Source organism: Streptomyces sp. NPDC059142, from assembly GCF_042755665.1.
Lineage (GTDB): Bacteria > Actinomycetota > Actinomycetes > Streptomycetales > Streptomycetaceae > Streptomyces.
Map to the genome: position 1 here is coordinate 1 of NZ_JBHZDA010000140.1, position 8,879 is coordinate 8,879.

8 protein-coding genes are annotated in these 8,879 nt (G+C 72.7%); 2 read left to right on the forward strand and 6 right to left on the reverse strand.

Translation table 11 applies throughout. The features are described 5' to 3' along the window. Positions 1–132 precede the first annotated feature (132 nt). From hflX to miaA, 6 genes are all read right to left on the reverse strand, one after another. Entirely contained in the window at positions 133–1,623 is a 1,491-nt protein-coding gene (gene hflX, locus ACFXPK_RS30745; RefSeq protein ID WP_385007764.1) for a GTPase HflX, read from the reverse strand. A 36-nt stretch (positions 1,624–1,659) separates the two neighbouring features. After that, complete coding sequence (locus ACFXPK_RS30750) at positions 1,660–3,201, reverse strand: M1 family metallopeptidase (protein WP_385080404.1); 1,542 nt, start codon at positions 3,199–3,201, stop codon at positions 1,660–1,662. A 160-nt stretch (positions 3,202–3,361) separates the two neighbouring features. Beyond that, entirely contained in the window at positions 3,362–5,470 is a 2,109-nt protein-coding gene (locus ACFXPK_RS30755) for a RelA/SpoT family protein (RefSeq protein WP_384995414.1), read from the reverse strand. 140 nt (positions 5,471–5,610) lie between these two features. Beyond that, on the reverse strand, positions 5,611–6,534 hold the full coding sequence (dapF, locus tag ACFXPK_RS30760; RefSeq protein ID WP_385080413.1) for a diaminopimelate epimerase: 924 nt from the start codon (positions 6,532–6,534) through the stop codon (positions 5,611–5,613). An 80-nt stretch (positions 6,535–6,614) separates the two neighbouring features. Then, positions 6,615–7,052 carry a hypothetical protein gene (locus ACFXPK_RS30765; RefSeq protein ID WP_384995409.1) on the reverse strand — a complete coding sequence of 146 codons (438 nt, stop codon included), beginning with the start codon at positions 7,050–7,052 and terminating at the stop codon, positions 6,615–6,617. A gap of 125 nt (positions 7,053–7,177) precedes the next feature. After that, the gene (gene miaA / locus ACFXPK_RS30770) at positions 7,178–8,116 is read right to left on the reverse strand and encodes a tRNA (adenosine(37)-N6)-dimethylallyltransferase MiaA (RefSeq protein ID WP_385080406.1); all 939 of its coding nucleotides are present in this window, start codon (positions 8,114–8,116) and stop codon (positions 7,178–7,180) included. Between the two features lie 181 nt (positions 8,117–8,297). On the opposite strand from miaA, the gene ACFXPK_RS30775 reads away from it, so the two are divergent. Next, positions 8,298–8,501, forward strand: coding sequence for a gliding motility protein (locus ACFXPK_RS30775; RefSeq protein WP_384995404.1), 204 nt, complete (start codon positions 8,298–8,300; stop codon positions 8,499–8,501). A 30-nt stretch (positions 8,502–8,531) separates the two neighbouring features. Continuing rightward, a complete protein-coding gene (locus ACFXPK_RS30780; protein ID WP_385080408.1) occupies positions 8,532–8,780 on the forward strand; it encodes an antitoxin in 249 nt (82 codons plus the stop codon). The last annotated feature ends 99 nt before the right edge of the window (positions 8,781–8,879 follow it).

Consider the following 8,879-nt stretch of genomic DNA (forward strand, 5'->3'; position numbering starts at 1 on the left):
CTGGAGGACGTCCTGCCCACCATCCCTCACCGTGTGAGGGGGCGGGCCTCCGCCTTGAGCGGGACGGGCCGGGAAGCGTCCCCGTACGGTCGCGTACGGAGGCGGCTCCCGGCCCGCGCCGTGCGCTCCGCGTCAGTGAGCCACCGGCACATACGCGGCGAGCGCCGCGGCCAGCTCCTCGTGGACCCGGGCCTTGAGCAGCGTGCCCTCCGGCGTGTGCTCCTCGGAGAGCACCTCGCCGTCGGCGTGCACCCGCGAGACCAGGGCGCCCTGCGTGTACGGCAGCAGCACCTCGACCTCGACCTGGGGCCTGGGCAGCTCCGCGTCGATCAGCGCGAGGAGTTCCGCGACGCCCTCGCCGGTCCGCGCGGAGACGGCGATCGCGTCGCGCTCCGTGCGCAGCAGCCGCTGGAGGACCAGCGGATCGGCCGCGTCCGCCTTGTTGATCACGACGATCTCGCGTACGTCGACCGCGCCGACGTCCCGGATCACCTCGCGCACGGCGGCGAGCTGCTCCTCCGGCACGGGGTGCGAACCGTCCACCACGTGCAGGATCAGGTCCGAGTCGCCGACCTCCTCCATCGTGGAACGGAACGCCTCGACGAGGTGGTGCGGCAGATGGCGGACGAAGCCGACCGTGTCGGCCAGGGTGTAGAGCCGGCCGCTCGGGGTCTCGGCCCGCCGTACGGTCGGGTCGAGGGTGGCGAACAGCGCGTTCTCCACCAGGACGCCCGCGCCGGTGAGCCGGTTGAGCAGGGACGACTTGCCCGCGTTGGTGTATCCGGCGATGGCCACCGAGGGCACCTTGTTGCGGCGGCGCTCCTGGCGCTTGATCTCGCGGCCGGTCTTCATCTCCGCGATCTCCCGGCGCATCTTCGCCATCTTCTCGCGGATCCGGCGCCGGTCCGTCTCGATCTTGGTCTCTCCGGGGCCGCGGGTGGCCATCCCGCCACCGCCGCCGCCACCCATCTGCCGGGAGAGCGACTGGCCCCAGCCGCGCAGCCTCGGCAGCATGTACTGCATCTGGGCCAGGGCGACCTGCGCCTTGCCCTCACGGGACTTGGCGTGCTGGGCGAAGATGTCGAGGATCAGCGCCGTACGGTCGACGACCTTGACCTTGACGACGTCTTCGAGGTGGATGAGCTGGCCGGGGCTCAGCTCACCGTCGCAGACGACGGTGTCGGCGCCGCTCTCCTCCACGATGTCCCGCAGCTCCTGGGCCTTGCCGGAGCCGATGTACGTCGCGGAGTCGGGCTTGTCCCGGCGCTGGTACACCCCGTCGAGCACCAGCGCGCCCGCCGTCTCGGCGAGGGCGGCCAGCTCCGCGAGGGAGTTCTCGGCGTCCTGGAGGGTCCCCGAGGTCCAGACGCCGACCAGGACGACGCGCTCCAGTCGCAACTGGCGGTACTCGACCTCGGTGACGTCTTCGAGCTCCGTGGAGAGGCCCGCCACGCGCCGCAGCGCGGCACGCTCCGAGCGGTCGAGCTGATCGCCGTCCCGCTCTCCGTCGATCTCGTGGCTCCAGGCGACGTCCTCTTCCATCAGGGCATCGGCCCGAAGGCTTTCCGTGCGGGTGTCCGCGAAGTGCTGCGTGTCCTGGGAAGGGGAGGAAGAGGAGGTCATTGGATCCTTACGTCGAAAGAGAGTCCGTTACGTCAGTCACAACGTGTGACGGCCCGGATTGATTCCCGGCCGCGTCGCCGACTCGTCGATGGTGGCACGGTTCCGCCCGGCCGTCACTCCGGTTTCACCGCTCTTCCCGGTCGTGGGCGGGTCGCTGCGCCAGTCCGCGTGGCCGGGCATCGGCGGGGTCTTCCCCCCGTACAGCCACGCCGTGAGGAACACGGAGAGGTCACGCCCCGCGACCTCGGACGCCAGCGCGGTGAAGTCCGCCGTGGTCGCCGTACCGTCCCGGTGGAGTCGTACCCAGTCGCGCTCCAGCCGCCCGAAGGCGTCCTCCCCGATCTCCTGGCGCAGCGCGTACAGGACGAGGGCGCTGCCGTCGTAGACGATCGGCCGGAAGAGGCTGATCTGGTCCCCCGGTGTCGGCGCCTTCGGGGCCGCGGGCGGGCCGCCGGCCGTCCGCCAGCCGTCGGAGCGGCGGTAGGCGTCCCGCATCCGGGTCTCCAGCTTCTTGCCGCCGTGCTCCTGCGCGTACCGCGCTTCGTACCAGGTCGCGTGTCCCTCGTTGAGCCAGAGGTCCGACCAGGTGCGCGGGCTGACGCTGTCCCCGAACCACTGGTGGGCCAGTTCGTGGACCATGACCGAGTCGACGTACCACTCGGAGAAGGCGGTGTCGGTGAACAGGGAGCGTTCGAAGAGCGAGAGGGTCTGCGTCTCCAGTTCGAAGCCGGTGTCGGCGCCGGCGATCAGCAGACCGTACGTCTCGAAGGGGTACGTCCCGACCTGCCGCTCCATCCACCGGATCTGGTCGGGTGTCTTTCTGAGCCAGGGTTCCAGCACGTCGCGGTCGGCGGCGGGCACCACGTCGCGTACGGGGAGACCGCCGGGGCCCTCGCGGCGCGGCACGGCCGACTCCCCGATGGAGACCTGCGCCAGCTCCGTCGCCATGGGGTGGCGGGTGCGGTAGACGTAGGTGGTGCGATCGCCCTGGCGCGTCTTCCCCACGGGGAGGCCGTTGGCGACCGCGGTGAGCCGCTGGGGCACGGTGATCCGGAAGGTGAAGTACGCCTTGTCGGCGGGGTGGTCGTTGCCGGGGAAGACACGGTGGCCGGCGTCGGCCTGGTTGGCCATCGCCAGCCCGTCGGCGGTCCGTACCCAGCCGCCGCCCTCTCCGGACGGGTCGCTGGTGTGGCGGACGGTGATCCTCATCCGCTCGCCCGCGTCGACCTCCTCGGCCGGCGTGATCACCAGGTCCTCCCCGGCCGTCGCGAACCGCGCCGGCGCCCCGTCGACCTCGACGGAGCGGACCTCGCCGTGGGTGAAGTCGAGGTTGACGCGGTCCAGGCGCCGGGTCGCCTTCGCGTCGATCCGGGTGACCGCGTCCAGGGGTTTGTCGTGGTCGCCGCCGTAGGTGAAGGCGAGATCGTAGGCGAGGACGTCGTATCCGGGGTTGCCGAGGTACGGGAAGAGCGGGTCGCCGATGCCGAGCGGCTCGGGCGGGGGCAGCGTCGCTGCGACGAGGGTGGCCGAGGCTGCGGCCAGCAGGGCGGCGCGCAGGCGGCGGGAGAGGGACAGCATGGACCACGGCTACCAGCGGCCGCCCGGCGCGCGGCGACGGCGCGCACCGCTCCCACCCGAAAGGGGCAGCTCGCGGGCGGGTGCCGCCGCCGGATGCCCCGTCACACGGAGTTGACGGGGGCACTCCGCACGGGGCCGTGGGCGGCCCCGTGCGGCCGGCTCAGGCGGTGGCCGGGTGCTGGGCGCGGCTGACGTCGTACACGCCCGGTACGTCGCGCATGGCGCGCATCAGACCGGGCAGACCCGCCGCGTCCGGCAGCTCCAGCGTGTACGTGTGCCGTACGCGCTGCTCGCTGGGCGGCTCCACCGTGGCCGACACGATCGCCGCGCCCGCCGTGGCGATGGCCTCCGTGAGTTCGGCGAGCAGCCGGGGCCGCCCGAACGACTCGGCGTACAGCGTCACCCGGCACTCCGGCGCGTCGCCCCAGGTCACCGGGATCGGAGGCCGGTCCAGCGCACGCATGCGCTCCACGGCGCGGCACTCCTTCCGGTGGACGGTGACCACGCCGCCGCGCACGGAGAAGGCGGTCACCGCGTCGGGCGGTACGGGCGTACAGCAGCCTGCCAGCCGTACCGTGGCGCCCGGCAGGTCCACCACGGCGTTGGTCCCGCCCCGCCGGTCGGCGGTGACGGCCAGCGCCGCGCGGGGCGCGGTGTCGGGCGTGCCTACCGCCTCGGGGTGGGCCGCCAGCCAGCCGGTGATCGCGATCCGGGCGGCGGGCGTACGGGCGTGGTCGAGCCACTGCGGGGAGGGGCCGGAGGCGGCGTCCTGGGCCAGCAGCAACTGGACCGTGTCGCCGTCCCGCAGCACCGTGGAGAGCGGCGCCAGACGGCCGTTGACGCGCGCCCCGAGGCAGCCGTGCGCGGCCTCGCCGTGCTGCGCGTACGCCGCGTCCACGCAGCTCGCCCCGGCGGGCAGGCCGAGCATGCCGCCCTCGGCGCGGAAGACGGTGATCTCCGCGTCCTGGGCGAGGTCCGCGCGGAGCGTCGTCCAGAAGGCGTCCGAGTCGGTGGTCGCCTCCTGCCACTCCAGGAGGCGGGAGAGCCAGCCGGGCCTGGTCGGGTCGGCGCGCTCGCCGTCCTGCGGGTCCGCGGCGGCGCGCTCGGCGGTGTCGTGGGCCCCGCCGGCGTCGGTGGACGCGTACGGGTTGCCGAGGGCGACCACGCCGGCCTCGGCGACCTTGTGCATCCGGTGCGTACGGATGAGGACTTCGGCGACGGCGCCGTCCGGGCCCGCGACCGCCGTGTGCAGCGACTGGTACAGGTTGAACTTGGGCGCCGCGATGAAGTCCTTGAACTCGGAGATCACCGGGGTGAAGCAGGTGTGCAGCTCGCCGAGGACGGCGTAGCAGTCGGCGTCCTCGGTGACCAGCACCAGCAGTCTGCCGAAGTCCGTGCCGCGCAGTTCGCCGCGTTTGAGCCCGGACCGGTGGACGGAGACGAAGTGCCGGGGCCGTACCAGGACTTCCGCGGTGATGCCCGCCTCGCGCAGTACCCGCCTGACGTCCTCGGAGATGGCCGCGAGCGCGTCCCCCGCGGTGGCGTTGTCCGCGATCAGGGCGCGGGTGTGCGCGTACTCCTCGGGGTGGAGGATGGCGAAGACCAGGTCCTCCAGCTCGGTCTTGAGCGCCTGGACGCCGAGGCGTTCCGCGAGGGGGATGAGCACGTCGCGGGTGACCTTGGCGATGCGGGCCTGTTTCTCGGGGCGCATCACCCCGAGGGTGCGCATGTTGTGCAGCCGGTCCGCGAGTTTGATCGACATCACGCGGACGTCGTTGCCGGTGGCGACGAGCATCTTGCGGAAGGTCTCGGGTTCGGCCGCCGCCCCGTAGTCGACCTTCTCCAGCTTGGTCACGCCGTCGACCAGGTAGCAGACCTCGTCGCCGAACTCGGCCTTGACCTGATCGAGCGTCACGTCGGTGTCCTCCACGGTGTCGTGGAGGAGGGAGGCGGTCAAGGTCGTGGTCTCGGCGCCGAGTTCGGCCAGGATCAGGGTCACGGCGAGCGGATGCGTGATGTACGGCTCGCCGCTCTTGCGGTACTGCCCGCGGTGCGACGCCTCGGCCAGGACGTACGCCTTGTGCAGCACGGCGAGGTCGGCGTCCGGGTGGTGCGCGCGGTGCGCCTCCGCGACATGGCCGATGGCGGCCGGCAGCCGGTCCCTGGTGGCGGGACCGAGTAAGGCGGCCCTGCCGAGCCTGCGGAGGTCGATCCGGGGAAGACCGCGTCTGCGGCTGTGGGCACCAGGGCTGGTTGCCTCTGCGCTCATGGGGCACCTCCGGGCAGCTTCGACCGGCGGGGAGAGGGCGGGGACGCCCTCCGGGCCGGTGCTTGATGCTATCGACCCCGGCACGTCGGGCAGCCCCGGTCCCGCCCGACGTGAAACGGATCACCCATCCGAGCGAAGATTTAACCGAAGGCGGATTCGAGCCAGACCGGGTCGATGTGACCCTCCGCGACGATCACTGCGGGCCCCGTCATCTCGACGGCGCCGTCGGGGCGCTCCGTGATGAGGAGCCGTCCGCCGGGGAGGTCGACGGTGTACGTGACGGGCTCGCCGGTCACCGCCGGGTCCGCGCCGTCCCTGCGGGCGGCGGCGACGGCCACGGCGCAGGCGCCCGTACCGCAGGAGCGGGTCTCGCCGGAGCCGCGCTCGTGGACGCGGAACGCGACATGGCGCGGGCCCCGGTCGACGACGAATTCGACGTTCACCCCGTCCGGGTAGACGGACGCGGGGCTGACGGGCGGTGCGGTGCGCAGCTCCCCCGCGTCCGCCAGGTCGTCGACGAACGCGACCGCGTGGGGGTTGCCCATGTTGACGTTGCGCGCGGGCCATTCCCGGCCGCCGACGGTGACCGCCGCCTGCTCCTCCGGGAACACAGCGCGCCCCATATGGACCGTGATGTCCCCGGCAGCGCCGTCCGCGCCGTCCTTGGCGAGGTGCACCTTCTTGACGCCGCCGCGGGTGGCGACGGCCAGGTCGCCGGCCTCGGCGTGTCCGGCGCGCTGGAGGTAGCGGGCGAAGACCCGCACGCCGTTGCCGCACATCTCGGCGACCGAGCCGTCCGCGTTGCGGTAGTCCATGAACCATTCGGCCTCATCGGCCATGGCGCGCGCCTCGGGGTGCGCGGCGGACCGTACGACGTGGAGCAGCCCGTCGCCGCCGATGCCGGCCCGGCGGTCGCAGAGGACCGCCACCGCGCGGGGCGGCAGCTCCAGGGCGTTCTCCGGGTCGGGAACGATCACGAAGTCGTTCTCCGTCCCGTGTCCCTTGAGGAAGGCGAGGGGCGCGGCGGGCGAGGCGGCGGTCTGCGAAGTGCTCACGGGAACCATCGTACGAGCCGGGTCGGACATCGCCGTCCGTGACGGCCGGGAGGGGAGCCCCGGCCGGGTCGCGGCGGGCCGCAGCCCGGTCAGCGCAGCCGGGCGACCCGCCAGACGGCGAGGGCGACCAGGACGGCGCCCACGGCGACGTACAGGGCGAGGACGCGCCAGTCGGGGCGCTCGCCGGACGACCGGCTCGGCAGCCCCGGCCAGGTGTGGCCGACCCGGCGCGCGGTCATCATGCCCGCGCCGGCGGCGCAGCAACTGATCAGCAGTCCGAGCATGGCGACGACCGCCCCGCCGTCCCCGGTGCCGAAGGCGAGGGGGAAGGCGAACATGAGCGAGCCGACGGCGGCGAGCGTCACGATGGGGGCGAGCTGCCAGATCCGCAGCCTGCGCGGGGGCCGGAGCTCGACCTGGACCTCGTCGGTGGCGGTCTCGTCCTCCGGACCGTCAGGACTCAGCCTGGGCCCGTCGTCCGACGTCTCCGAGGACGTGGGTTCTCTGTCGCGAGGGCCGGCCTCCATCGCCACGCGCCCTCCCAAGTCGGACTCCACTGGTCGATCGATGCCCGATGGTCGACCGTTGCTCGATGATGGCACGCCCGGGAGGACCGCACGGACGCGCGGAGCGTCCCGATGCCATCACGTGATCAGGCTGTGACCGCCCGTTCGACCAACGCGAGCGCCCGGTGCGGGAGTTCCTCCCGGTGCTCCGTTCCGCCGGCCAGCCAGTGCACCCGGGAGTCGCGGCGGAACCACGAGTCCTGGCGGCGCGCGAAGCGTTTGGTGGCGCGTACGGTCTCCGCGCGCGCCTCCTCCTCGGTGCACTCACCGGCGAGCGCGGCGAGCACCTGCTGGTAGCCGAGGGCGCGGGAGGCCGTACGCCCCTCGCGCAGTCCCCGCGCCTCCAGGGCGCGCACCTCGTCCACCAGGCCCTCGTCCCACATCCGGTCGACCCGGCGGGCGATCCGCGCGTCCAGCTCAGGGCGGGCGACGTCGACGCCGATCTGGAGGGTGTCGTACACCGATTCATGACCCGGCAGATTGGCCGTGAAGGGCTTGCCGGTGATCTCGATCACTTCCAGCGCGCGGACGATGCGGCGGCCGTTGCTGGGCAGGATGGCGCGGCCCGCCGGAGGGTCGGCGGCGGACAGCCTGGCGTGCAGCGCGCCGGAGCCGCGGAGGGTCAGCTCGGCCTCCAGCCGGGCGCGCACCTCGGGGTCGGTGCCGGGGAAGTCGAGGGCGTCGATGGCCCCGCGCACGTACAGCCCGGAGCCGCCCACCAGGACGGGCGTACGGCCCTGCGCGAGCAGTCGGTCGATCACCGCCCTCGCGGACCGCTGGTACTCGGCGACGCTCGCCGCCTGGGTGACCTCCCAGATGTCCAGGAGGTGGTGCGGAATTCCGGCACGCTCCTCGGTCGTCAGCTTGGCGGTGCCGATGTCCATCCCCCGGTAGAGCTGCATGGAGTCGGCGTTGACGACCTCACCGCCGAGTTGCCGGGCGAGGTGGACGCCCAGATCGGACTTGCCGGCCGCGGTAGGACCGACGACGGCGATGACCCGCGGTGCGGTAGGTGCGCTTCTCACTGCCCCAGTCTCGCAAACAAGGGACCCCTGCCCGAACGAGTTACGTGACGGCCCGCCTCCGGGGTCGTTGCCTGTTGCGGGGTTCCGGCCGCGGGTTTCCGGTACCGGCGCCCCGAGCCGTGCGACGAACGGCTCAGGACGGCGCGGATCTCTGCCCCCGCGCGTACGATATGGAGAAGATATGGGTGTTTTTTCCTGGTTCAGCAAGCGGTCCGGGGCCTCGTCGGAGGCCGCGTCCGAGGCGCCGGAGGCCGGCACGGCGGAGACCGCGCCGGCCGAGAGCGACCGGACGGAGGCCGTCACCGCCGAGGGGGTGGAGATCCCTAAGCAGCAGTCGGCGGAGGCGGCGGCGGACAACGAGGCCGGAAAGAGCACCCGCCAGTAGGCTGTTGTCTCCTCCGAGGGAAGGTGGCCCATGGGCTTCCTGGATTCATTGAAGGCCAAGATCGGTCCGGCCAAGGAAAAGGTCGCCGACCTCGCGCAGCAGCACGGGGACAAGATCGAACAGGGGCTGGACAAGGCCGCCCGTACGGTCGACGAGAAGACCAAGGGCAAGTACAGCGACAAGATCGACACGGGGACGGGCAAGGCCAAGGACGCCCTCGGCAAGCTCTCCCACAAGGACGACGGCACTCCTCCTCCTCCGCCGCCGCCCGCTTCCTGATCCTCCGGACTCGCCGGACGTACACCGTCACGGGGCGGTACGGGGCGCCGCGAGGCCCCCCTTACGCCCCGTGTGGTGTGTCTCCCGGGGGCGGGGGGC

Bases quoted from the DNA above. Each gene is read 5' to 3' on its own strand.
- ACFXPK_RS30765 (WP_384995409.1), bottom strand. From the start codon at position 7,052: ATGGAGGCCGGCCCTCGCGACAGAGAACCCACGTCCTCGGAGACGTCG.
- ACFXPK_RS30755 (WP_384995414.1), bottom strand. From the start codon at position 5,470: ATGAGCGCAGAGGCAACCAGCCCTGGTGCCCACAGCCGCAGACGCGGT.
- ACFXPK_RS30780 (WP_385080408.1), top strand. From the start codon at position 8,532: ATGGGCTTCCTGGATTCATTGAAGGCCAAGATCGGTCCGGCCAAGGAA.
- dapF (WP_385080413.1), bottom strand. From the start codon at position 6,534: ATGGTTCCCGTGAGCACTTCGCAGACCGCCGCCTCGCCCGCCGCGCCC.
- ACFXPK_RS30775 (WP_384995404.1), top strand. From the start codon at position 8,298: ATGGGTGTTTTTTCCTGGTTCAGCAAGCGGTCCGGGGCCTCGTCGGAG.
- ACFXPK_RS30750 (WP_385080404.1), bottom strand. From the start codon at position 3,201: ATGCTGTCCCTCTCCCGCCGCCTGCGCGCCGCCCTGCTGGCCGCAGCC.
- hflX (WP_385007764.1), bottom strand. From the start codon at position 1,623: ATGACCTCCTCTTCCTCCCCTTCCCAGGACACGCAGCACTTCGCGGAC.